22 protein-coding genes and 1 other RNA gene are annotated in these 22,411 nt (G+C 64.9%); 7 read left to right on the top strand and 16 right to left on the bottom strand.

The window, feature by feature from the left end; translation table 11 throughout:
* Nucleotides 1-6 precede the first annotated feature (6 nt).
* From gcvT to AC1TXO_RS00790, 8 genes are all read right to left on the bottom strand, one after another.
* Nucleotides 7-1,089 (bottom strand): glycine cleavage system aminomethyltransferase GcvT, encoded by a 1,083-nt coding sequence (gene gcvT, locus AC1TXO_RS00825; protein ID WP_486404627.1) that lies wholly within the window; start codon nucleotides 1,087-1,089, stop codon nucleotides 7-9.
* A 125-nt stretch (nucleotides 1,090-1,214) separates the two neighbouring features.
* The gene (locus tag AC1TXO_RS00820) at nucleotides 1,215-2,837 is read right to left on the bottom strand and encodes an ABC transporter permease (RefSeq protein ID WP_486404626.1); all 1,623 of its coding nucleotides are present in this window, start codon (nucleotides 2,835-2,837) and stop codon (nucleotides 1,215-1,217) included.
* A 75-nt stretch (nucleotides 2,838-2,912) separates the two neighbouring features.
* Nucleotides 2,913-3,917 carry an extracellular solute-binding protein gene (locus AC1TXO_RS00815; RefSeq protein ID WP_486404625.1) on the bottom strand — a complete coding sequence of 335 codons (1,005 nt, stop codon included), beginning with the start codon at nucleotides 3,915-3,917 and terminating at the stop codon, nucleotides 2,913-2,915.
* A gap of 102 nt (nucleotides 3,918-4,019) precedes the next feature.
* Nucleotides 4,020-5,237, bottom strand: coding sequence for a 2-octaprenyl-3-methyl-6-methoxy-1,4-benzoquinol hydroxylase (locus AC1TXO_RS00810; protein ID WP_486406771.1), 1,218 nt, complete (start codon nucleotides 5,235-5,237; stop codon nucleotides 4,020-4,022).
* 9 nt (nucleotides 5,238-5,246) lie between these two features.
* Nucleotides 5,247-5,729, bottom strand: coding sequence for a DUF4442 domain-containing protein (locus AC1TXO_RS00805; RefSeq protein ID WP_486404624.1), 483 nt, complete (start codon nucleotides 5,727-5,729; stop codon nucleotides 5,247-5,249).
* Complete coding sequence (ubiH, locus tag AC1TXO_RS00800; protein ID WP_486404623.1) at nucleotides 5,726-6,925, bottom strand: 2-octaprenyl-6-methoxyphenyl hydroxylase; 1,200 nt, start codon at nucleotides 6,923-6,925, stop codon at nucleotides 5,726-5,728. Before ubiH ends, AC1TXO_RS00805 begins: the two co-directional genes overlap by 4 nt.
* Nucleotides 6,922-8,256, bottom strand: coding sequence for a Xaa-Pro aminopeptidase (gene pepP, locus AC1TXO_RS00795; RefSeq protein WP_486404622.1), 1,335 nt, complete (start codon nucleotides 8,254-8,256; stop codon nucleotides 6,922-6,924). The genes ubiH and pepP overlap by 4 nt, the downstream gene beginning before the upstream one ends.
* Nucleotides 8,257-8,278: 22 nt before the next feature.
* The gene (locus AC1TXO_RS00790; RefSeq protein ID WP_486404621.1) at nucleotides 8,279-8,833 is read right to left on the bottom strand and encodes a YecA/YgfB family protein; all 555 of its coding nucleotides are present in this window, start codon (nucleotides 8,831-8,833) and stop codon (nucleotides 8,279-8,281) included.
* Between the two features lie 154 nt (nucleotides 8,834-8,987).
* On the opposite strand from AC1TXO_RS00790, the gene AC1TXO_RS00785 reads away from it, so the two are divergent.
* The 4 genes from AC1TXO_RS00785 to AC1TXO_RS00770 all read left to right on the top strand — a co-directional run bounded on the left by AC1TXO_RS00785 (nucleotide 8,988) and on the right by AC1TXO_RS00770 (nucleotide 10,396).
* Nucleotides 8,988-9,197, top strand: a complete 210-nt coding sequence (locus tag AC1TXO_RS00785) for a TIGR02449 family protein (RefSeq protein ID WP_486404620.1) — start codon at nucleotides 8,988-8,990, stop codon at nucleotides 9,195-9,197.
* Nucleotides 9,194-9,511: a cell division protein ZapA gene (locus AC1TXO_RS00780; protein ID WP_486404619.1), complete on the top strand. Its 318-nt coding sequence runs from the start codon at nucleotides 9,194-9,196 to the stop codon at nucleotides 9,509-9,511. Before AC1TXO_RS00785 ends, AC1TXO_RS00780 begins: the two co-directional genes overlap by 4 nt.
* 17 nt (nucleotides 9,512-9,528) lie before the next feature.
* Nucleotides 9,529-9,707, top strand: a non-coding RNA gene (ssrS, locus tag AC1TXO_RS00775) — 6S RNA.
* Nucleotides 9,708-9,787: 80 nt separating this feature from the next.
* Nucleotides 9,788-10,396 carry a 5-formyltetrahydrofolate cyclo-ligase gene (locus tag AC1TXO_RS00770; protein ID WP_486404618.1) on the top strand — a complete coding sequence of 203 codons (609 nt, stop codon included), beginning with the start codon at nucleotides 9,788-9,790 and terminating at the stop codon, nucleotides 10,394-10,396.
* 19 nt (nucleotides 10,397-10,415) lie between these two features.
* Here the strand turns inward: AC1TXO_RS00770 and AC1TXO_RS00765 are convergent, their stop codons facing one another.
* Nucleotides 10,416-10,565: a hypothetical protein gene (locus tag AC1TXO_RS00765; RefSeq protein ID WP_486404617.1), complete on the bottom strand. Its 150-nt coding sequence runs from the start codon at nucleotides 10,563-10,565 to the stop codon at nucleotides 10,416-10,418.
* 174 nt (nucleotides 10,566-10,739) lie between these two features.
* Between AC1TXO_RS00765 and AC1TXO_RS00760 the strand changes: the two genes are divergently transcribed.
* Complete coding sequence (locus tag AC1TXO_RS00760) at nucleotides 10,740-11,192, top strand: EVE domain-containing protein (protein WP_486404616.1); 453 nt, start codon at nucleotides 10,740-10,742, stop codon at nucleotides 11,190-11,192.
* A gap of 40 nt (nucleotides 11,193-11,232) precedes the next feature.
* Here the strand turns inward: AC1TXO_RS00760 and AC1TXO_RS00755 are convergent, their stop codons facing one another.
* Nucleotides 11,233-11,637, bottom strand: coding sequence for a flagellar basal body-associated protein FliL (locus AC1TXO_RS00755; protein ID WP_486404615.1), 405 nt, complete (start codon nucleotides 11,635-11,637; stop codon nucleotides 11,233-11,235).
* Nucleotides 11,638-11,793: 156 nt separating this feature from the next.
* Here AC1TXO_RS00755 and AC1TXO_RS00750 point away from each other — a divergent pair, with 156 nt between their 5' ends.
* Nucleotides 11,794-12,771, top strand: a complete 978-nt coding sequence (locus AC1TXO_RS00750) for an NADPH:quinone oxidoreductase family protein (RefSeq protein WP_486404614.1) — start codon at nucleotides 11,794-11,796, stop codon at nucleotides 12,769-12,771.
* Nucleotides 12,772-12,818: 47 nt separating this feature from the next.
* Here AC1TXO_RS00750 and AC1TXO_RS00745 read toward each other — a convergent pair whose 3' ends face one another.
* From AC1TXO_RS00745 to trxA, 5 genes are all read right to left on the bottom strand, one after another.
* Nucleotides 12,819-13,469 (bottom strand): gamma-glutamylcyclotransferase, encoded by a 651-nt coding sequence (locus tag AC1TXO_RS00745; RefSeq protein WP_486404613.1) that lies wholly within the window; start codon nucleotides 13,467-13,469, stop codon nucleotides 12,819-12,821.
* Between the two features lie 316 nt (nucleotides 13,470-13,785).
* A complete protein-coding gene (locus AC1TXO_RS00740) occupies nucleotides 13,786-14,754 on the bottom strand; it encodes a CDP-6-deoxy-delta-3,4-glucoseen reductase (RefSeq protein ID WP_486404612.1) in 969 nt (322 codons plus the stop codon).
* Nucleotides 14,754-16,220 carry a 4-hydroxy-3-polyprenylbenzoate decarboxylase gene (ubiD, locus tag AC1TXO_RS00735; RefSeq protein WP_486404611.1) on the bottom strand — a complete coding sequence of 489 codons (1,467 nt, stop codon included), beginning with the start codon at nucleotides 16,218-16,220 and terminating at the stop codon, nucleotides 14,754-14,756. The genes AC1TXO_RS00740 and ubiD overlap by 1 nt, the downstream gene beginning before the upstream one ends.
* Nucleotides 16,221-16,455: 235 nt before the next feature.
* Entirely contained in the window at nucleotides 16,456-17,715 is a 1,260-nt protein-coding gene (gene rho / locus AC1TXO_RS00730; RefSeq protein WP_039581904.1) for a transcription termination factor Rho, read from the bottom strand.
* 254 nt (nucleotides 17,716-17,969) lie between these two features.
* Nucleotides 17,970-18,299 (bottom strand): thioredoxin TrxA, encoded by a 330-nt coding sequence (trxA, locus tag AC1TXO_RS00725; protein WP_486404610.1) that lies wholly within the window; start codon nucleotides 18,297-18,299, stop codon nucleotides 17,970-17,972.
* A gap of 277 nt (nucleotides 18,300-18,576) precedes the next feature.
* Between trxA and ppx the strand changes: the two genes are divergently transcribed.
* Complete coding sequence (gene ppx / locus AC1TXO_RS00720) at nucleotides 18,577-20,079, top strand: exopolyphosphatase (RefSeq protein ID WP_486404609.1); 1,503 nt, start codon at nucleotides 18,577-18,579, stop codon at nucleotides 20,077-20,079.
* Between the two features lie 69 nt (nucleotides 20,080-20,148).
* On the opposite strand, the gene ppk1 is transcribed toward ppx, so the two are convergent.
* Nucleotides 20,149-22,392 carry a polyphosphate kinase 1 gene (gene ppk1 / locus AC1TXO_RS00715; RefSeq protein ID WP_486404608.1) on the bottom strand — a complete coding sequence of 748 codons (2,244 nt, stop codon included), beginning with the start codon at nucleotides 22,390-22,392 and terminating at the stop codon, nucleotides 20,149-20,151.
* Nucleotides 22,393-22,411: the final 19 nt, after the last annotated feature.

The raw sequence follows: 22,411 nt of genomic DNA, 5'->3' as shown, positions 1-22,411 counted from the left end.
AATTGTTCAGATCAGGATCTTGCCGTGGCGCACGAAGGTCGGTTTGACCACCCGCACCGGGTACCACTTGCCGCGGATTTCCACCTCGGCGCGGTCGCCGGTGGCCATGGGTACGCGCGCCAGGGCGATGGACTTGCTCAGCGTAGGCGAGAAACTACCACTGGTGATCTCTCCTTCGCCAATCCCGGCAACACGAACCGTCTGGTGGGCGCGCAATACGCCACGTTCTTCCAGTACCAACCCCACCAGCTTGCCCTGCACGCCACGCTCGATTTCCGCCAGCAGGCCACTGCGGCCGATGAAATCGCGCTCGGCAGGCTCCCAGGCGACGCTCCAGCCCAGGTTGGAGGTCAGGGGGGTATGGGTTTCGTCAATGTCCTGGCCGTACAGGTTCATCCCGGCTTCCAGGCGCAGCGTATCGCGGGCACCGAGGCCGCTCGGTGCGATGCCGGCGCCGACCAGGTCGTAGAAGAAGCTGGCGGCCTGATCGCCCGGCAAAATGATCTCCAGTCCGTCCTCACCGGTGTAGCCGGTGCGGGCGATGAACCAGTCGCCCTCGGTGAGCCCCTCGAACGGGCGCAACTCGCGGATCAGTGCCGCACGCGCGGCACTGAGCAACGCGGCGACCTTCTCGCGGGCATGGGGGCCCTGGATGGCCAGGATCGCCAGGTCGGGGCGTGCCTCGATGCCGACGACGAAGCCGTTGCTCTGGGCGTTCAGCCAGGCCAGCACCCTGTCGCGGGTGGCGGCATTGGCCACCAGTCGATAGCCGCTGTCGGTGCGGTAGGCGATCAGGTCGTCGATGACCCCGCCCTGTTCATTGAGCAACGGGCTGTAGAGGGCCTTGCCGAGGCTATCGAGGCGGACCACGTCGTTGGCCAGCAGGCGACGCAGCCAGGGGGTGGCATCGGCGCCGTCGATGTCGATGACTGTCATGTGGGAAACGTCGAAGACGCCGCAATCACTGCGGACCTGATGATGTTCTTCGACCTGAGAGCCGTAATGCAGGGGCATGTCCCAACCGCCGAAATCGACCGTCTTGGCGCCTAGCGCCAGGTGCAGGTCGTACAGGGGCGTGCGCTGTCCCATGGGTTTCTCCTTCCGGGCGTGGCGAAGCAGAGGCGGGTCGGCGTTGTTGAATCATTGCCTGATCTTGTAGGACCCACCTCTACGAATGCCGCGCATTGTAGCCGCAAGGACGGGGGCTGGCACCCTCAGCGAGGATGACCGGGACGCTGGGCGGAACGGCGGATCAGGCCGATGACCGGCAACAGACCGACCAGCACCAGGGTCAGCGCGGGCAGCGAGGCACGCGCCCACTCGCCTTCGCTGGTCATCTCGAACACCCGCACGGCAAGGGTATCCCAGCCGAACGGACGCATCAGCAAGGTCGCCGGCATCTCCTTGAGCACATCGACGAACACCAGCAGCGCAGCGCTGAGCGCCCCCGGAACCAGCAGAGGCAGATACACCTTGAAAAACAATCTCGGCCCTGCCACGCCAAGGCTGCGCGAAGCCTCCGGCAGCGACGGCCTGATCCGCTCCAGGCTGCTCTCCAGTGGCCCGTAGGCCACCGCAATGAACCGCACCAGGTAAGCCAACAGCAGCGCCGACACACTGCCCAGCAGCAGCGGCTTGCCGGCACCGCCCAGCCAGGTCGAAAGCGGAATCACCAACCTATTGTCCAGGTAGCTGAAGGCCAGCATGATCGACACCGCCAGCACCGAACCAGGCAGGGCGTAGCCGAGGTTGGCCAGCCCGACCCCCGCACGAATCGACGCAGTGGGTGCCTGACGCCGGGCGAAGGCGAGCAGCAACGCCACGCTGACGGTGATCAACGCCGCCATGCCGCCCAGGTACAGGGTGTGCAGGATCAGCCCGGCGTAGCGCTCGTCGAGGTCGTGGCGGCCACGCTGCCAGAACCACACCAGCAGTTGCAGCACCGGGATGACGAAGGCACAGGCGAACACCAGCAGGCACCAGCCACTGGCCGCCAGGGCCTTGAGCCCTCGCAGGTGGTAGAGCGCCTGCCCACGTGGGCGCTCGTTGCCGCTACGGCTGGCCCCACGGGCGCGACGCTCGCCGTACAGCACCAGCATCACCGCCAGCAGCAGCAGGCTGGCCAGCTGCGCCGCGCTGGAGAGGCTGAAGAAGCCGTACCAGGTCTTGTAGATGGCGGTGGTGAACGTGTCGAAGTTGAACACCGACACGGCGCCGAAATCCGCCAGCGTCTCCATCAGCGCCAGGGCGATGCCTGCACCGATGGCGGGCCGTGCCATCGGCAGCGCCACGCGCCGGAAGGCCTGCAGCGGTGACAGGCCCAGCACCCGCGCAGCTTCCATCAGGCCCTTGCCCTGGGCCAGGAAGGCGCTGCGCGCCAGCAGGTAGACATAGGGGTAGAACACCAGCACCAGCACCACGATCACCCCTCCGGTCGAGCGCACGCGGGGCAGGCGCATCGGCCCGAACAGCTCGCGCAACGCACTCTGCACCGGGCCGGAGAAATCCAGCAGGCCAACGAAGACGAACGCCAGCACGTAGGCCGGAATGGCGAAGGGCAGCATCAGCGCCCAGTCGAGCCAGCGCCGGCCGGGAAATTCGCAGAGGCTGGTGAGCCAGGCAAGGCTCACGCCCAGCAGGGTGACGCCCACACCGACGCCCAGCACCAGGGTCAGGGTGTTGCCCAGCAGGCGGCTCATCTGGGTGTCGAGCAGGTGCGACCAGATCTGAACATCGACCGACTGCCACGACAGCAGCAGTACGCTCAGGGGCAGCAGCACCAAGGCGGCGATGAGAAAGACCGGGAGGTACCAGCGGCGTTGTGGGGAGTGGGGCAAGGCAGGTATCTCGGTTGCAGGTGGCGACCGCCGCGAAGGGGCCTTGAAAGGCCCCGGAAGGATAAGCGGTGAACCTCAGTTCCAGCCAGCCCGATCCATCAGGCGTATGGCCTCGGCCTGACGTTTGCCCGCCACTTCCACCGGCAGGCTGTCGGCCTTGAAGTTGCCCCAGGCCGCGACTTCATCCGATGGCTTGACCTTCGGGTTGGCCGGGAACTCCTGGTTGATGTCGGCGAACAGCTTCTGCGCCTCCTCGCCGGTCATCCACTCGACCAGCTTCTTCGCCGCCTCCGGGTGCGGTGCATGCTTGGTCAGGCCGATCCCCGAAAGGTTGACGTGCACGCCACGGTCGCCCTGGTTGGGCCAGAAGATCTTCACCGGCAGCTTCGGATCGGCCTTGTGCAGGCGTCCGTAGTAGTAGGTGTTGACCACGCCGACGTCGCACTGGCCCGCGGCGACGGCCTGGATCACCGCGTTGTCGTCGGAGAACACGTCGGTGGAGAGGTTGTTGACCCAGCCCTTGACCAGCTTCTCGGTCTCGGCCTCGCCATGGGTCTCGATCAGGGTGGCGGTCAGCGACTGGTTGTAGACCTTCTTCGCCGTGCGCAGGCACAGGCGACCTTCCCACTGCTTGTCGGCCAAGGCTTCGTAGGTGCTCAGCTCGGACGGCTTGACCCGCTCGGTGGAGTAGATGATGGTCCGCGCGCGCAGGCTCAGGCCGGTCCAGTCGTGGGAAGACGCTCGGTACTGTGGCGGGATGTTGCGGTCGATGACGTCCGACTTGATGGGCTGCAGGATGCCCATCTGCTCGGCCTGCCAGAGGTTGCCGGCATCCACGGTGAGCAGCAGGTCGGCAACGCCGTTCTGGCCCTCGGCCTTGATGCGCTGCATCAGCGGCGCTTCCTTGTCGGTGATGAACTTGATCTTCACCCCGGTCTTGGCGGTGTAGGCGTCGAATACCGGCTTGATCAGCTCGTCGATGCGCGAGGAGTACACCACCACTTCGTCATCCGCCGCCTGGGCGGCACCGGCAAACAGGGTCAGGGCCAGGGCGGCCAGTAGGGGCTTGCGGGGCGACATGCGGGGTGCTCCTCGGGATCAGTGAGGTGCAAATGGTAGTGAATCCCATTTTCCCACTCACCCCTGGAGCCGTTACCGGATGTTGCAAGGCAGTCGAAAGCCTCAGGCCTTGGCCAGCTCCGGCAGATCTCCGCTCAGGCCCAATGCCTGGCGCACGAACACCGCCTTGGCCTCGGGCATGCCTTCGACCAGCTTCAGGCCGGTGTTACGCAACCAGCGCAGCGGCAGCGGGTTGGCCTGGAACAGGCGCTCGAACCCTTCCATCGCCGCCATCAGCGCGAGGTTGTGCGGCATGCGCCGACGCTCGTAGCGGCTCAGCACCTTCACATCGGCCAGGCGCTCGCCGCGCTCACAGGCGCGCACCAGTTCCTCGGCCAGCACGGCGGCATCGAGAAAGCCCAGGTTGACGCCCTGCCCCGCCAGCGGGTGGATGGTGTGGGCGGCGTCGCCGATCAGCACCAGGCCTTCGTCCACATAGCGCTTGGCATGGCGCTGGCGCAGCGGCACGCAGACGCGGCGGTCGGCATGCAGCACCTGGCCCAGGCGCCCTTCGAAGGCCCGCTCCAGCGCCTGGCAGAAAGCCGCATCGTCCAGCGCCATGGCCTGCTCGGCCTGCTCGGGGGTGGTGGACCAGACGATCGAGCACCAGTGCTGGCCGTCATCACGCGCCAGCGGCAGGAAGGCCAGCGGCCCTTCGTCGGTGAAACGCTGCCAGGCCGTGGTCCGGTGCGCCTCGCTGCAGCGCACGCTGGTGACGATGGCATGGTGCAGGTAGTCCCATTCGCGCGTCTCGCAGCCGGCCAGGCGGCGTACCGCCGAGTTGGCGCCATCGGCGGCGACCACCAGCGGCGCGCGCAGGCGACGGCCGTCGGACAGGGTCACCAGCCACTCGTCGCCTGAGCGGCGCAACTGCTCCAGGCGCGCATTGGGCAGCAGCCCGACATCGCTGTCGTGCAGGCGGTCCAGCAGGCCGTCCTGCACCACGCGGTTCTCGACGATATGACCAAGCACCTGGGCATGCACGCTGGCCGCCGAGAAGTGGATCTGCCCGGTGCCGCTGCCGTCCCACACCTGCATGTCCGAATAGGGCGACACGCGCCGCCCGGCAATGCCTTCCCAGGCGCCGAGGCGCTCGAGGATGCGCTGGCTGGCCGCCGACAGGGCACTGACCCGCGGCTCGAAAGGAGCCTGTGCATCGAAGGGCTTGACCGACAGCGGGCCGCCATCGAGCAGCAGCACCTCCAGGCCACTGTGGCGCAATGCCAGGGCCAGGGCGCTGCCGACCATACCGGCACCGACAATCAACAGATCCGCGCGCATGTCCATGCCTTACGCCTGCCTCGCTTGCGGCTTGAGCCGCACGTATAGGGTTTTGTCGACCCGCGCCACCAGTTCGCCGGCGCCGTCGCGGATATCGACCTGCAGACGCGGCAGGCACTTCTTGCCACCGGCCGTCTGCTGGCGAATGTCGTCCAGCAGTGCGTCGTCGATGTGGAATTCGGCGAACACCGGGCCCTTGCCCGGTGCGATGAAGTCGATGCTGGCGGCCTTGTCCCAGACGATGTAGTCGCGGCCCAGCTGCTCGATCAGCAACAGCATGTAGAACGGGTCGACCATCGAGTAGAGGCTGCCGCCGAACTGGGTGCCGACGTAGTTGCGGTTCCAGCGCGTCAGGTTCATGCGCACCTTGACGCTGCGCATGTCCGGGCTGATCTGCTGAATGCGGATACCGGCCCCCAGGTAGGGCGGGTAGAAATTCAACAACCAGCGCAGCATGCGGGCTCGGCGTGCGAGCTTGCGGGCATCGCTCATAGGCGTCCTCGCAGGTCGGGACGGGTGCCCAGGCCCATGGCCTGGCGGGCGAACCAGCGCTTGGCCGGGGGCAGCAGGTCGAGGCCCAGCAGGCCGAGGTTGCGCCCGGCGGCCAGCAGCGGCTGGGCACTGCCGAACAGGCGGGTGACCTGGTCGGAGAAGCCGATGGTCAGGGTCTGGTCCAGGTGCTGACGCTGGCGGTAGGCCTGCAGCGTTGCCAGGTCGCCCGGCTGCTGCGGGCCGGCGAGCAGGGCCTCGGCCAGCGACTGGACGTCGCGCAGCGACAGGTTGAAGCCCTGGCCGGCGATCGGGTGCAGGCTGTGCGCCGCGTTGCCCAGCACCACCAGGTGCGGGCGCACCTGCTCCTCGGCCTCGACCAGCGCCAGCGGATAGAGATGCCGTGCGCCGACCTGGCGCAGGGCGCCGAGGCGGTAGCCGAAGGCCTCCTGCAGCTCACGCAGGAACGCGCGCTCGTCGATCTCGGCCAGGCGTCGCGCGTCCATGCCCTGTCGGGTCCAGACCAGCGCGCAGCGGTTTTCCGGCAGCGGCAGCAAGGCCATCGGGCCTTGCTCGGTGAAACGCTCGAAGGCCTGTCCACGATGGGCCTCGCCGGGGGTGATGTTGGCGATCAGCGCGCTCTGGTCGTAGGGAGTGCGGCGCACATGGATGCCCAACTGCTCGCGCAGGCCGGAGCGGCCGCCGTCGGCGAGAATCGCCAGGTCGCACTCCAGGCTGGTGTCGTCGTCGAGCTGCAGGCGGTAGCCGCCCGCGACCGGCTGCATGGCCTTGACCTCGGCCGGGCAGCGCCAGCTCACCACTTCGCTGTCCAGCCCCTGCCACAGGCACTGGCCGAGCCAGGCGTTCTCCACCACGTAGCCCAGTGCCGGCACACCTTCTTCGCGGGCATCCAGGCGGGTACTGCCAAAACGCCCGCGATCGGACACCTGGATCTGCAGGATCGGCTCGGCGCGCTGCTCGATGGCCTGCCACAGGCCGAGCTGGTCGTAGATCTGCCGGGTGCCGAAGGATAGCGCCGAGGAGCGCGCGTCGTAGCTGGGCTGGAAGCTGTCGCCCGGAGCGAAGGGCTCGATCAGCAGGATCTTCCAGCCGCGCGCCCTGGCACCCGCCTGCAGGGCCAGCGCCAGGCTGGCGCCGACCAGGCCGCCGCCGATGATCGCCAGGTTGACTCGGTTCATGCCACGTCCTTGCGCGCATCGAGCATCAGCGCTTCGATTTCGGCGACCGTCTTCGGCACGCCGCCAGTGAGAATTTCACAGCCTTTTCTGGTGACCACCACGTCGTCCTCGATCCTGACTCCGATGCCACGCCATTTCTTCGCCACGCCCTGGTTGTCGGGGGCGATATAGATACCTGGCTCTACAGTCAGCGCCATGCCCGGTTCGAGCACCCGCCACTGACCGCCGACCTTGTACTCGCCGACATCGTGCACGTCCATGCCCAGCCAGTGTCCGGCGCGGTGCATGTAGAAGGCGCGGTAGGCTTCGCTGTCGATCAGCGCCTGCACTTCACCCTTGAGCAGCCCCAGCTCCACCAGCCCTTCGGTGATCACCCGCACCGTGGCTTCGTGAGCGTGGTTCCAGTGCTTGCCGGGGGCGATTTCGCCGAACGCGGCCTCCTGGGCCTTGAGCACCAGCTCGTAGATCGCCTTCTGCTCCGGCGAGAACCGCCCGCTGACCGGGAAGGTGCGGGTGATGTCGCTGGCGTAGCAGTCGATCTCGCAACCGGCGTCGATCAGCACCAGGTCGCCGTCCTTGAGCAGTGCGTCATTCTGCTGATAGTGCAGAATGCAGCCGTTGCGCCCGGCGGCGACGATCGAGCCGTAGGCCGGCATCTTCGCCCCACCCTTGCGGAACTCGTAGTCCAGTTCCGCTTCCAGGCTGAATTCGTGCAACCCCGCCCGGCAAGCCTGCATGGCGCGGATATGGGCCCTGGCGGAGATCGCCGCAGCCTCGCGCATCACCTTCACTTCCGCCGCCGATTTATACAGGCGCATGTCGTGCAGCAGGTGATCCAGGGCAACGAACTCGTTCGGCGGTTGCGCACCCAGGCGCGCCTTGGAGCGGATCACGTTGATCCAGTCCATCAGCCGGCGGTCGAATTCGGGGTTGCTGCCCATGGCGCTGTAGACCCGCTCGCGGCCTTCGATCAGGCCCGGCAGGATCTCGTCGATGTCGGCAATGGGGAAAGCGTCGTCGGCACCGTAATCACGGATCGCGCCTTCCTGGCCGGCGCGCAGGCCGTCCCACAGTTCGCGCTCGGGGTTGCGCTCGCGGCAGAACAGCACGTACTCGCCGTGCTCGCGGCCGGGGATCAGGGCGATCACCGCCTCGGGCTCGGGGAAGCCGCTCAGGTACTGGAAATCGCTGTCCTGGCGATAGACGTGCTCGACGTCGCGGTTGCGGATCGCCACCGCCGCTGCCGGCAGGATGGCGATGCTGTCGGGGACCATCTGCGCCATCAGCGCCTTGCGCCGACGGGCGTACTCCGCCTTGGGTATGTGGCTCATGGGCAAACGACCCCCGGGACGATCAATGCAGCGATGGCTTTGCTGCGGGCGCGACAGGCGCGGCCAGCTCCGTGTACAGCAGCAGCGGGGCGACGCGCAGGTACTCCATGACCTCCATGTAGTCGCTCTCGCCGTCCTCGGACTCTTCCAGCGCTTCCTGGACCTGCGAAATGGCGACCAGGTCCTGCAGCACTTCCTTGGCATCGGTGGACAGGTCCTTGCCACCGGCGTTCAGGCCGAAACCGGCAATGAAGCCCTGGCACCACTGGCCAAGCGCGGTGGCGCGATCACTGAGGGCGGCATCGTCGGTCGGCAACAGCAGCACGATGGCGACGTCTTCGCCGGTCAGCTCGGCCTTGACCATCTCCTGCAGGCCGATCAGGGCGTTGCGTACAGCGTCACCGGGCTCGGTTTCCAGCAGCTGGGCGGCGTCGGCCAGCCAGGCATCGGCATCGAAGCCGGCACCGGCGCAGCTGCGACCGATCAGCAGGCCGTGCAGCTCGGCAGGGGTAGTGGGATGACCATTGCTGGAGAGCAGCATGGAGAAGGCAACATAAGGCGATTGGGTATTGGGCATGGGCGGCTAGGCGCCAGACGGCGCATATGACTAGAATGAAGACCTTGTATCCTAGCACCGGCAGGCGCGCCAAGACCATCTGCGCTGGCCGTCACGGCTCGGGCAGAGGCATGATCGCCAGGCGATCGACGAAGGAGCGGATCGAGTGCAACCCATGCAAGACAATGACCTGCAAGCGCTGATGAGCCGATTCGAGTTGCTGATCTCTCGCGTCGAGCAACTAAAACGGCAAAATGCACTCCTAGTAGCTCAGGAAAAATCCTGGCGCGAAGAGCGCGCCCACCTCATCGAAAAGAACGAGATCGCCCGGCACAAGATCGAGTCGATGATCTTGCGTCTGAAGGCCCTGGAGCAAGACTCATGAGTTCAAGCAATAGCGTCACCGTCCAGATTCTCGACAAGGAATACTCGATCATCTGCCCGCCGGAAGAACGCAACAACCTGGTCGGCGCCGCGCGCTACCTGGACGGCAAGATGCGTGAGATCCGCAGCAGCGGCAAGGTGATCGGCGCTGACCGCATCGCGGTGATGGCGGCCCTGAACATCACCCACGAGCTGCTGCACCGCCAGGAACGCCCGGACGTCTCCGGCGGCGGCACCAACCGCGAGCAGGTGCGTGACCTGCTCGAGCGCGTCGACCAGGCGCTGTCCGACGACGCGGTTAGCAAAAACGATTGAGATTGGTATACTGGCGCCACTCCCTGGGGGATGCGCCAGTCGGTTATGTCCCTGAGCCGATACGCACAACCACGGGGGTTGCACGTGGGGCAGGTGTGCATGTCCGCTCGACGGAAAGCCTTAACGCCTCCTGCAATCTCCACCTTGAACTTTCGGGTTCAAGGGCTACACCGATAGCGGTCTTGTCGGGGAGCCTGAATTCTCTATGCCCGCCCTTATCGGCGGGCATTTCGTTTGTGCCGCCGCACGCGGCCAGCCTCCGGGATCGCCTGTGCCATGACCGACACCGCGCCGCTCACCCGCCCACAGCTTCGTCGCGTGCTGCGCAACGCGCGACGCGCACTGACCCCCGCCGAACAACGCCAGGCCGCCCGTGGGCTGTACCGGCAACTGGCCCAGCACCCGCTGTTCCGCCGCGCCCGGCATATTGCCCTGTACCTGCCCAACGACGGCGAGATCGACCCGCGCCTGCTGCTGCGCGAGGCACAGCGACGCGGCAAGCGCACCTACCTGCCGGTGCTGCATGCCTGGCCGGCTACACGCATGGTGTTCCAGCGATTCGAACAGGGCGAGAAACTGCGGCGAAATCGTTTCCGTATCCCGGAGCCTGTCATCGAACGCAAGCGCCAGCGGCCGATCTGGTCGCTGGACCTGATCCTGCTGCCGCTGGTGGGGTTCGACGAAGTGGGCGGAAGGCTGGGCATGGGCGGCGGCTTCTATGATCGCAGCCTGGCCTACCAGGGGCGGCGCAAGGCCTGGAAAAAACCGCTGCTGCTGGGGCTGGCCCACGAATGCCAGAAGGTGGAGCGACTGGCCCAGGCCAGTTGGGACGTGCCGTTGCGCGGAACGGTCTCGGACCGCGGCTGGTACCTGGCGCCGGCCTGAAGCCGTGCGCCGCGAAGCCTCAGCGCTGTTGCTGGGCAGACACCGCCGGCGCCTGGTAGGTGGCATCCAGCTTTCGCTCCCACAGACCCTGTGCATAACCCGTGGTGACGACGCCCAGGCCGAAAATGAAGGCCAGGATCCACAGCAGGTCCGGTTTGCGTTTGTTCATCGTTGCCCCCCTAGGCAAACTGTTCTGGCTCGACAGCTTTTTCGGTGCTGTCGGAGCGTCTAGCTTAAAATCGGCGCATTTTCCGACAACGCGCGTCGACACGCAAACCTTGACGCCAACCGGCTGTCGGTTTGATGCAACATCTTATTTCAAACCTTGTCAGGAGCAGCACCCATGGCCTACTGGCTGATGAAATCCGAGCCCGACGAACTCTCCATCGAAGGCCTCGCCCAACTCGGCCAGGCGCGCTGGGACGGGGTGCGCAACTATCAGGCGCGAAACTTCCTACGGTCGATGAGCGTAGGCGACGAATTCTTCTTCTACCATTCGAGCTGCCCGCAACCGGGCATTGCCGGAATCGCCCGGATCAAGGCGAGCGCCTATCCGGACCCGACCGCGCTGGACCCGCAAAGCCATTACTTCGACGCCAAGGCCACTGCCGACAAGAACCCCTGGAGTGCCGTGGACGTCGAACATGTGCGCACCTTTGGCCAGGTGCTTGGCCTTGGCTTGCTCAAGCAACAGACGGCCCTGGAAGCACTTGCGCTGGTCCAGAAAGGCAGCCGTCTGTCGGTAATGCCAGTGACGTCGGAGCAATGGCAAGCCATCTGCGCACTGGCGAAGTAATTCAGCCAGCCGATCTGCACTTGCTATTGCCCGAGCACATTCACTGCACGATCAGGTTGTTGAACAGCAGGTCCTCGACGATCGGCTTGCCTTCCTCGGTTTCCATCACCTGCTGAACCTGCTTCAAGGCTTCCTGACGCAACGCCTCTTTGGCTTCGACATTGCTCATGTTGTCCACGCCCTGCTGGGTGAACAGCGCCACCAGCTGGTTACGGATCAGCGGCTCATGGTGCTTGACTGCCGCGGCGGCGGCGTCGCCGGTCACGCGCAGGGCCACGTCGGCCTTGTAGACGCGCAGCTTGGGGCCGCCATCGAGGGCATAGTTGCCGACCAGGGGCGGACTCAGGTTGATATAGGCAACCTTTGGCTCGCCTTCCTTGCCCTCTTCGGCCATGGCCGCCATGGGCAGCATCAGGGCCAGCACCATCAAGATCCACGCTTTCACGAATTCGCTCCTCAATACAGTTGGCGCCAGCTTACCCAGCACATCGTTCAAACCCAAGCCCGGGCTTATGCCGGCCTATCAGAGCAGACCATGCTCGTTGACCCGACTTCTCGTCCTCCTACACTTATCGGCCACCCCCCGCAAAGGAATAGCCCGATGAAAGCTGTGTTGTGCAAAACCCTGGGCCCGGCACGGGACCTGGTGCTGGAAGAGATTGCCAGCCCGGTGCCGAAGAAGAACGAGATCCTGCTCGACGTGCACGCCGCCGGGGTCAACTTCCCCGACACCCTGATCATCGAGGGCAAGTACCAGTTCCAGCCGCCACTGCCCTTCTCGCCGGGCGGTGAAGCCGCCGGCGTGGTGGCGGCGGTCGGCGAGAAGGCCGGGGCGTTCAAGGTCGGCGACCGGGTCATGGCCCTGACCGGCTGGGGCGCCTTCGCCGAGCAGGTCGCGGTGCCGCACTACAATGTACTGCCGATCCCGCAGGGCATGGACTTCACCACGGCCGCCGCCTTCGGCATGACCTACGGCACCTCGATGCATGCCCTCAGCCAGCGCGGCCAGCTCAAGGCCGGCGAAACCCTGCTGGTGCTCGGTGCATCAGGCGGCGTCGGGCTGGCGGCGGTGGAAATCGGCAAGGCGCTGGGCGCACGGGTGATCGCGGCGGCCAGCAGCGCCGAAAAGCTCGCAGTAGCCAAGGCTGCAGGGGCGGATGAGCTGATCGACTACAGCCAGGCCAACCTCAAGGAAGAGATCAAGCGCCTGACCGGTGGCCAGGGCGCTGACGTGATCTACGACCCGGTCGGCGGCGAGCTGTTCGACCAGGCAGTGCGTAGCCTGGCCTGGAATGGCCGGTTGCTGGTGGTGGGTTTTGCCAGCGGCAGCATCCCGCAGATGGCCGCCAACCTGGTGCTGCTCAAAGGCGCGGCGGTGCTGGGAGTGTTCTGGGGAGCTTTTGCCCAGCGCCAGCCAGAAGACAACGCCGCCAACTTCCGCAAGCTGTTTGCATGGCATGCCGAGGGCAAGCTGAAACCGCTGGTGTCGCAGACCTACGCGTTGGCCGAGGCGGGTGCAGCTATCGAACGGCTTGGGCAGCGGCAGGCGGTGGGTAAGCTGGTGGTGTTGGCCAGGTAAGTCGGTGCGGCCTCTTCGCGGGCAAGCCCGCGAAGGGGCCGACGCCGTCAAACCTCGCGCAGGTTATGGCAGCGTTGAAACCGCGCCTCCAACCCCCGATCGGGCATCTGGTGGTTGCGCAGGGCGTTGAGCGTCTGCTCCACATACTCACGCGTGGTGCCGTAGCGCCCCTTGGCGCTGGCCAGGATCTGGCTGAACAGGGTGTCAGGCAGGTTGCCGGCATAGCACGGCAAGTGGCGCTCCAGCACGAAACCCAGGGCCTGCACCTTGCTGCCATCATCCAGACGGCAGGTCAGCCAGTGCGGGCGGTAGGCCGGATAGGGCATCTCCCGCTGCCACAGGGCCATCAGCGAATCGTCCAGGCAGCTTTCGTCCAGGCGATAGGCAAAGCCACTGCACGAGCCTCCCCGATCCAGACCGAACACCAGCCCCGGACACTCCGGTGTACCGCGGTGCTCGTGCGACCACAGGTAGAGCCCGCGATGATAACCGTGCACTCGGGCACGCTGGCGCTCCACCGAATTGCATTCCGGACGCCAGATCAACGAACCGTAGGCAAACAGCCAGACAGGGCCGCCTTCATGACGTGACATGGTCATTGTCATCGAACGCTGCAATTGCTCGGGAGTGAGTTGCTGACCGAAGTCGAGCGACGGCGGATAGGAAACCTGCCACGAAGAACTTTCAAGTGCCGACATAGGCTGCCGCCATTATTTCCTGTGTAACTACCGGAGTGCTGTACCGCGATGAACGCGTTCGCCCGAGTGCGCGCACCCGCTGCTGCGGGGCCTGTACCGCACGACCACCAGGGCGATGTGCCTACCGTAAGACAGATGACGGTAAAACCTCAAGCCCTTTTGGCAAAGTTTCACACGCTGTACCGACGACTGGAGAGTGTTGTTATAAGCATAGTAAAAGTTATTAACACGGCGGGTAATAATTTACGGCTTATAATCACCGCGAACAACTTTGGTTATTAACTACGGCGCGCCATTGCAGCGCGCCGTAGTGTCTTCAGCCGCGTGGTGCGTAGGCAAATACGTCGGCACGCATGCGGTGTGCATCCATGCCGGCCTCGACCAGCGCATCGAGCGTGCCGTAGACCATGTTCGGCGAGCCACTGGCGTAGACATGCACGCTGTTCAGGTCGGCGATATCCTCGCACACCGCCTGGTGCAGCAGCCCGCAGCGCCCTTCCCAGCCACACAGGTCACTGACCACCTTGTGCAGGAACAGATTGGGCAGGCGCTCCCACTCGGCCCAGTGCTCGAGGGTGTAGAACTCCTCTGGCCGGCGCACACCCCAGTACAGGTGCACCGGATGCTTGAAACCGTTGGCCCGGCAATGCTCGACCAGGCTGTGCATCTGGCCCATGCCGGTACCTGCAGCGATCAGCACCAGCGGCCCGTCGGGCAGCTCCGCCAGGTGGGTGTCGCCGAACGGCAGTTCGATGCGAGCGATGCCGTTACGCTGCAACTGCTCGATCAGCTGGATCGCGCTGCTTTCACGGGCCAGGACATGCAGCTCGAGATCGCGACCGCCGTGCGGCGCCGAGGCCAGCGAGAAAGCAGCCTTGTCGGCGCCCTCGCGTTCGATCATCAGGTATTGCCCGGCGTGGTAGCGCGGTGGCTTGCCGGCCGGGGCGCGCAGGCGCACACGCCAGACATCGCCGCCCACCTCGACGCACTCGCTGACCGTGCAGGCCAGCTTGCGCACCGGCAGTTCGCCCAGGGCCAGCACGCCATCCCAGAGCAGCACGCAGTCTTCCAGCGGCTCGGCGATGCAGGTGAACAGCTCACCGTGATCGCGGACCTCACCGTCCTGACGCACCCGCCCTTCCACCAGCAACGCCGCACACACGTGGCAGTTGCCGTTGCGACAGCTGCTCGGGCATTCGTAGCCCAGGCGCCGCGCGGCATCCAGAATCCTCTCGCCCGGCTCGACGGACAACACCGCGCCGGACGGCTGCAAGGTCACCTGCATCAATCTATTCCCAACTGGTCCCACAGCTCATCGATACGGCGGGTGACGGCCTCGTCCTTGACGATGACCCGACCCCATTCGCGTGTAGTCTCACCCGGCCACTTGTGCGTGGCATCCAGGCCCATCTTCGACCCCAGGCCCGATACCGGCGACGCGAAGTCGAGGTAGTCGATCGGCGTGTTGTCGATCATCACCGTATCACGCTTGGGGTCCATGCGCGTGGTGATGGCCCAGATCACGTCGTTCCAGTCGCGGGCGTTGATGTCGTCGTCGGTGACGATAACGAACTTGGTGTACATGAACTGTCGCAGGAACGACCATACCCCCAGCATGACGCGCTTGGCGTGCCCCGGGTACTGCTTCTTCATGGTCACCACCGCCATGCGGTAGGAGCAGCCTTCCGGCGGCAGGTAGAAGTCGACGATCTCGGGGAACTGCTTCTGCAGGATCGGCACGAACACTTCGTTCAGCGCCACGCCGAGGATCGCCGGCTCATCCGGCGGACGCCCCGTGTAGGTGCTGTGGTAGATCGGCTTTTGCCGATGGGTGATGCGCTCGACGGTGAACACCGGGAAGCTGTCCACCTCGTTGTAGTAGCCGGTGTGGTCGCCGTACGGGCCTTCCGGGGCCATCTCGCCCGGGTGGATCACACCTTCGAGGATGATTTCGGCCGTGGCCGGCACCTGCAGGTCGCTGCCACGGCACTTGACCAACTCGGTACGGTTGCCGCGCAGCAGGCCGGCGAAGGCGTACTCGGAGAGGGTGTCCGGCACCGGCGTGACGGCACCGAGAATGGTCGCCGGATCAGCGCCCAGCGCGACGGCCACGGGGAACGGCTGGCCGGGGTGCTTTTCGCACCATTCGCGGTAGTCCAGCGCACCGCCACGGTGGCTCAGCCAGCGCATGATGACCTTGTTGCGGCCGATGACCTGCTGGCGGTAGATGCCGAGGTTCTGGCGATCCTTGTTCGGCCCGCGCGTGACGGTCAGGCCCCAGGTGATCAGCGGTGCGACGTCGCCCGGCCAGCAGTGCTGGATCGGCAGTTGCGAGAGGTCGACATCCTCGCCCTCGACCACGACTTCCTGGCAGACCGCATCCTTGATCACCTTCGGCGCCATGGACACGACCTTCTTGAAGATCGGCAGCTTCGACCAGGCATCCTTCAGCCCCTTCGGCGGCTCGGGTTCCTTGAGGAAGGCCAGCAGCTTGCCGATTTCCCGCAGCTCGCTGATCGACTCGGCACCCATGCCCATGGCCACGCGCTCGGGCGTACCGAACAGGTTGCCCAGCACCGGAATGTCGAAGCCGACTGGCTTCTCGAACAGCAGCGCCGGGCCCTTGGCCCGCAGGGTGCGGTCGCAGACTTCGGTCATTTCCAGGACGGGCGAGATGGGAACCTGGATGCGCTTGAGTTCGCCGCGCTGCTCCAGGCCACGGATAAAGTCGCGCAAATCGCGATACTGCATGCGTGAGCCTCGTGTTGGCCGTATCGGTCGGGGGTGCAGAGTGTAGCGCCGATCAGGGCCTGATAGCCAAATGGCAAAGTGCAATGCGCTCGTTCGTGGGGCGCATCAATGACTTGGGGCCGTTCGCGCCCTTCGCGGGCAAGCCCGCTCCTACAGGATCTGTGCGATATCTGTGGGAGCGGGCTTGCCCGCGAAGGGACGCGAAGCGGCCCCAATCATTTCCAGCTTGAAACGCTTACTTGCGCTTCATCGACAGGAAGAACTCATCGTTGGTCTTGGTCTGCTTGAGCTTGTCGATCAGGAACTCGATGGCTGCCACTTCATCCATCGGGTGCAGCAGCTTGCGCAGGATCCACATGCGCTGCAGTTCGTCGTCGGCAGTCAGCAGCTCTTCGCGACGAGTGCCGGACTTGTTGATGTTGATGGCCGGGAACACGCGCTTTTCAGCAATGCGGCGGTCCAGCGGCAGCTCCATGTTGCCGGTACCCTTGAACTCTTCGTAGATGACCTCGTCCATCTTCGAGCCGGTCTCGACCAGCGCGGTGGCGATGATGGTCAGCGAGCCGCCTTCCTCGATGTTACGGGCAGCACCGAAGAAGCGCTTGGGCTTTTCCAGGGCGTGGGCGTCGACACCACCGGTCAGGACCTTGCCGGAGCTCGGGATCACGGTGTTGTAGGCACGCGCCAGACGGGTGATGGAGTCGAGCAGGATGACCACGTCCTTCTTGTGCTCGACCAGGCGCTTGGCCTTCTCGATCACCATCTCGGCGACCTGCACGTGGCGGGTCGGCGGCTCGTCGAAGGTCGAGGCGACCACTTCGCCGCGCACGGTGCGCTGCATCTCGGTCACTTCTTCCGGGCGCTCGTCGATCAGCAGGACGATCAGGTGGCACTCGGGGTTGTTGCGGGTGATGTTGGCCGCGATGTTCTGCAGCATGATGGTCTTGCCCGCTTTCGGCGGGGCGACGATCAGGCCGCGCTGGCCTTTGCCGATGGGAGCGCACAGGTCGATGACTCGACCGGTGAGGTCTTCGGTGGAACCGTTACCGGCTTCCATCTTCAGGCGATGGTTGGGGAACAGTGGCGTCAGGTTTTCGAACAGGATCTTGTTCTTCGCGTTTTCCGGACGGTCGAAGTTGATGGTATCGACCTTCAGCAGCGCGAAGTAACGCTCACCTTCCTTCGGCGGGCGGATCTTGCCGACGATGGTGTCGCCGGTGCGCAGGTTGAAGCGGCGGATCTGGCTGGGCGAGACGTAGATGTCGTCAGGGCCGGCCAGATACGAGGCATCTGCCGAGCGCAGGAAACCGAATCCATCCTGGAGAATCTCCAGCACGCCGTCACCCGAGATCTCTTCGCCGCTTTTCGCGTGTTTTTTCAACAGGGCGAAAATCACGTCCTGCTTGCGCGAACGGGCCATGTTTTCGATGCCCATCTGTTCGGCCATTTCCAGCAGATCGGTAATCGGCTTTTGCTTGAGTTCTGTCAGGTTCATAAGGGGAGTGACGTAATCATGTAAGAAGGGGGGAGAATTAAGCTTCTGGCTTAATGAGGCCGCGCCGCTAGATTGGCGACAGGATCGCGTACTGATTCGAATTGGGGGTGCGTCGGCGACGGCGTGCGAAGGGCACTGGAGAAGCAGTGCGAGGCCGAATGTAACACTTGCTTTTTTCGGCGTCTAGTGGTTTTGACGGGGGAAATCCTGCACCGCAGGCAAAAAAAGCCCCGCATCCGCGGGGCTTTTTCACATCACAGGTGGGCGTCGAGGAACGCCGCCAGCTGCGACTTGGACAGCGCGCCGACCTTGGTGGCCTCGACGTTGCCGTTCTTGAACAGCATCAGCGTCGGGATACCGCGCACGCCGTGCTTGGCCGGAGTTTCCTGGTTTTCGTCGATATTCAGCTTGGCGACGGTCAGCTTGCCTTCGTAGGTGTGGGCGATGTCGTCCAGGACCGGAGCGATCATCTTGCATGGACCGCACCATTCAGCCCAGTAGTCGACCAGCACCGGGCCTTGAGCCTGCAGCACTTCGGCATCGAAGGTGGCGTCGGTGACGTGTTTGATCAGATCGCTGCTCATGGAGTTCTCCAGGTCGTAAGCATAAAAAACGTTGCCCATCATAGCCGCACCCACGCCCTACAGGAAGCCACGGCCGATTGAGTGTAACTATAGTTGTGCAAGACACCACGAATCGAAACTGTCACACAAGCGTCATAGGATTTATCCGAGGCCTTTATCGACTCGTCATACAGGCCACCCGCACATTGCCTTGCATCAAACCTTGCCTTATCGCGCGTTGGCGTATGCCCGCGATCATGGCAGGATTGCCGGGTTATCGACCGAGAACATCCAGATCATGCCGCATACCACCGCGAAGAACCTGTCTCTGATCGCCGCCATCGACCTTGGCTCCAACAGTTTCCACATGGTCGTGGCCAAGGCCCACCATACCGAGATCCGTATTCTCGAGCGGCTGGGGGAGAAGGTTCAGCTGGCCGCCGGCATCAACGAAGACCGCCAGCTCAGCGAAGAAGCCATGCAGCGCGGCCTCGAGTGCCTCAAGCGCTTCGCCCAGCTGATCAATGGCATGCCAGCCGGCGCCGTGCGCATCGTCGGCACCAACGCGCTGCGCGAGGCGCGCAACCGCAACGAGTTCATCCTGCGCGCCGAAGCCATCCTCGGCCATCCGGTGGAGGTCATCTCCGGTCGCGAGGAGGCGCGCCTGATCTACCTGGGCGTTTCGCACACCCTGGCCGACACCCCCGGCAAGCGCCTGGTCGCCGACATCGGCGGCGGCAGCACCGAGTTCATCATCGGCCAACGCTTCGAGCCGCTGCTGCGCGAAAGCCTGCAGATGGGCTGCGTGAGCTTCACCCAGCGCTATTTCCGCGACGGCAAGATCACTCCGGCACGCTACGCCCAGGCCTACACGGCAGCGCGCCTGGAACTGATGAGCATCGAGAACGCCCTGCACCGCCTGACCTGGGACGAGGCCATCGGCTCCTCCGGCACCATCCGCGCCATCGGTGCCGCGATCAAGGCCAACGGCCAGGGCAATGGCGAGGTCAACGCCGAAGGGCTGGCCTCGCTCAAGCGCAAGCTGTTCAAGCTGGGCGAGGTCGACAAGATCGACTTCGAGGGGGTCAAGCCCGACCGACGCACCATCTTCCCGGCCGGCCTGGCGATTCTCGAGGCGATCTTCGACGCCCTGGAACTGCAGCGCATGGACCATTGCGACGGCGCCCTGCGTGAAGGCGTACTGTTCGACCTGCTCGGCCGCCATCACCACGAGGACGTCCGTGAGCGCACGCTGAACTCGCTGATGGAGCGCTATCACGTCGATCAGGGCCAGGCCGCGCGCGTCGAGCGCAAGGCGCTACATGCCTTCGACCAGGTGGCCAAGGCCTGGGACCTGGACAACGGCAACTGGCGCGACCTGCTGGGCTGGGCGGCGAAGGTGCATGAAGTGGGGCTGGACATCGCCCACTATCACTACCACAAGCACGGCGCCTACCTGATCGAGCACTCCGACCTGTCGGGCTTCTCGCGCGAGGACCAGCAGATGCTGGCCCTGCTGGTCCGCGGCCACCGCCGCAACATTCCCAAGGACAAGTTCGCCGAATTCGGCGACGAAGGCGTCAAGCTGATCCGCCTCTGCGTGCTGCTGCGCTTTGCCATCCTCTTCCACCACATCCGCGGCACCCAGCAAATGCCCAAGGTGGAGCTCAAGGCAGTCGACGACAGCCTGGAAGTGCTGTTCCCGGAAGGCTGGCTGGAGCAGAACCAACTGACCCAGGCCGACTTCGCCAACGAAGCCGAGTGGCTGGCGCGGGTCGGGTTCGTGCTGAGCGTGCGCTGAAGCACGCGACACCACCCGGAAACAGTGGAAGCGGCCTTGCGCCGCTCCCACTGGATAGACGCGGCGCCTCTAGCGTACGTTCAGCACCGGATTGCTCAGGCGCTCCAGCAGGGTCGCCTGGGCGCTGCGCGGGTTCTGGTTGCCGGTTGGCGTGCTGCGCACGTAGCGCCCGTCAGGCTGCAGGGTCCAGGCCTGGGTGTTGTCGGTCAGGTAGCTCTCGAGCTCCTTCTTCACCCGCAGCAGCAACTTCTTGCCTTCCACCGGGAAGCAGGTCTCGACGCGCTTGTCGAGGTTGCGCTCCATCCAGTCGGCGCTGGACAGGTAGATCTGCTCGTCGCCGCCGTTGAGGAAGTAGAACACCCGGGTGTGCTCGAGGAAGCGGCCGATGATCGAGCGCACGGTGATGTTGTGCGACACCCCCGGTATGCCCGGACGCAGGCAGCACATGCCACGCACCACCAGGTCGATGCGCACGCCCGACTGGCTGGCCTTGTACAGGGCCTTGATGACCTTGGCGTCGGTCAGCGAGTTGAACTTGGCGATGATGTGCGCCGGTTTGCCATCGAGCGCGAACTGCGTCTCGCGGGCGATCATGTCGAGCATGCCCTTCTTCAGGGTGAAGGGTGCGTGCAGCAGCTTCTTCATGCGCAGGGTCTTGCCCATGCCGATCAGCTGGCTGAACAGCTTGCCGACGTCCTCGGTAAGGGCGTCGTCGGAGGTCAGCAGGCTGTAGTCGGTGTACAGGCGGGCGTTGCCGGCGTGGTAGTTGCCGGTGCCCAGGTGCGCGTAGCGGACGATCTCGCCCTGCTCGCGGCGCAGGATCAGCATCATCTTGGCGTGGGTCTTGAAGCCGACCACGCCATAGATCACCACCGCACCGGCTGCCTGCAGGCGGCTGGCCATCTGCAGGTTGGACTCTTCGTCGAACCGCGCGCGCAGCTCGATCACCGCAGTGACCTCCTTGCCGTTACGCGCCGCATCGACCAGGGCGTCGACGATCTCCGAGTTGGCCCCGGAGCGGTACAGGGTCTGGCGCACGGCGAGCACGTGCGGATCCTTGGCGGCCTGGCGCAGCAGGTCGACCACCGGAGTGAAGGATTCGAACGGGTGCATCAGCAGCACGTCCTGCTTGCTGATCACGCTGAAGATGTTCTCGGCGTTCTGCAGGAGCTTCGGAATTGCCGGGGTGAACGGGGTGTACTGCAGCTCCGGGTGGCTGTCGAGGCCAGTGATGCTGAACAGGCGGGTCAGGTTGACCGGACCGTTGACCTGGTACAGCTCGCTCTCGCTCAGGCTGAACTGCTTGAGCAGGTAGTCGGACAGGTGCTTGGGGCAGGTGTCGGCGACTTCCAGGCGCACGGCATCACCGTAGCGGCGCGAGAACAGCTCGCCGCGCAGGGCACGGGCCAGGTCGTCGACTTCCTCGGAGTCCAGCGCCAGGTCGGCGTTTCGGGTCAGGCGGAACTGGTAGCAGCCCTTGACCTTCATGCCCTGGAACAGGTCGTCGGCGTGGGCGTGGATCATCGACGAGAGGAACACGTAGTTGTCGCCGGGGCCACCGACCTCTTCCGGAACGCGGATCACCCGCGGCAGCAGGCGCGGCGCCGGGATGATCGCCAGGCCCGAGTCGCGGCCGAAGGCATCGACACCCTCGAGTTCGACGATGAAGTTCAGGCTCTTGTTCACCAGCAGCGGGAACGGGTGGGTCGGGTCGAGGCCGATCGGGGTGATGATCGGCGCGATCTCGTCGCGGAAGAAGCGCCGTACCCAGGTCTTGAGCTTGGGCGTCCAGTAACGCCGACGGATGAAGCGGATGGCGTGTTTTTCCAGCTCCGGCAGCAGCACGTCGTTGAGGATCGCGTACTGGCGGTCCACCTCGATGTGCACCAGCTCGCTGATCCGCGCCAGCGCCTGGTGCGGCTGCAGGCCGTCGGCGCCGGCTTGCTCTCGGGCGAAATTGATCTGCTTCTTCAGGCCGGCGACGCGAATCTCGAAGAACTCGTCGAGGTTGCTGGAGAAGATCAGCAGGAACTTCAGACGCTCGAGCAGCGGGTAGGACTCGTCCAGCGCCTGTTCCAGCACGCGGATGTTGAACTGCAGCTGCGAAAGCTCACGATGAATGTACAGGCTGCTGTCGTCCAGGCCCGGGACCGGAATCGCCGGGGCCGGCGCCGGGGCGGCGGCCTCGACCACCGGCTCGGGTTCCGGCGCAGGTTCAGGGGCCACCGGCAGGTCCGGCGGGGTCTGCACCAGTTCCTCAGGGAGGGCCTTGGCTTCCTTGATCTCGACAGCGGTGAGCACTTCGTTATTCATCTGACGTTCCTGTGAGGGC

It is taken from the genome of Pseudomonas sp. FA117, from assembly GCF_057370475.1.
Note: the sequence above shows the minus strand (reverse complement) of the source record. Positions and strands in the feature narration are given on the sequence as shown.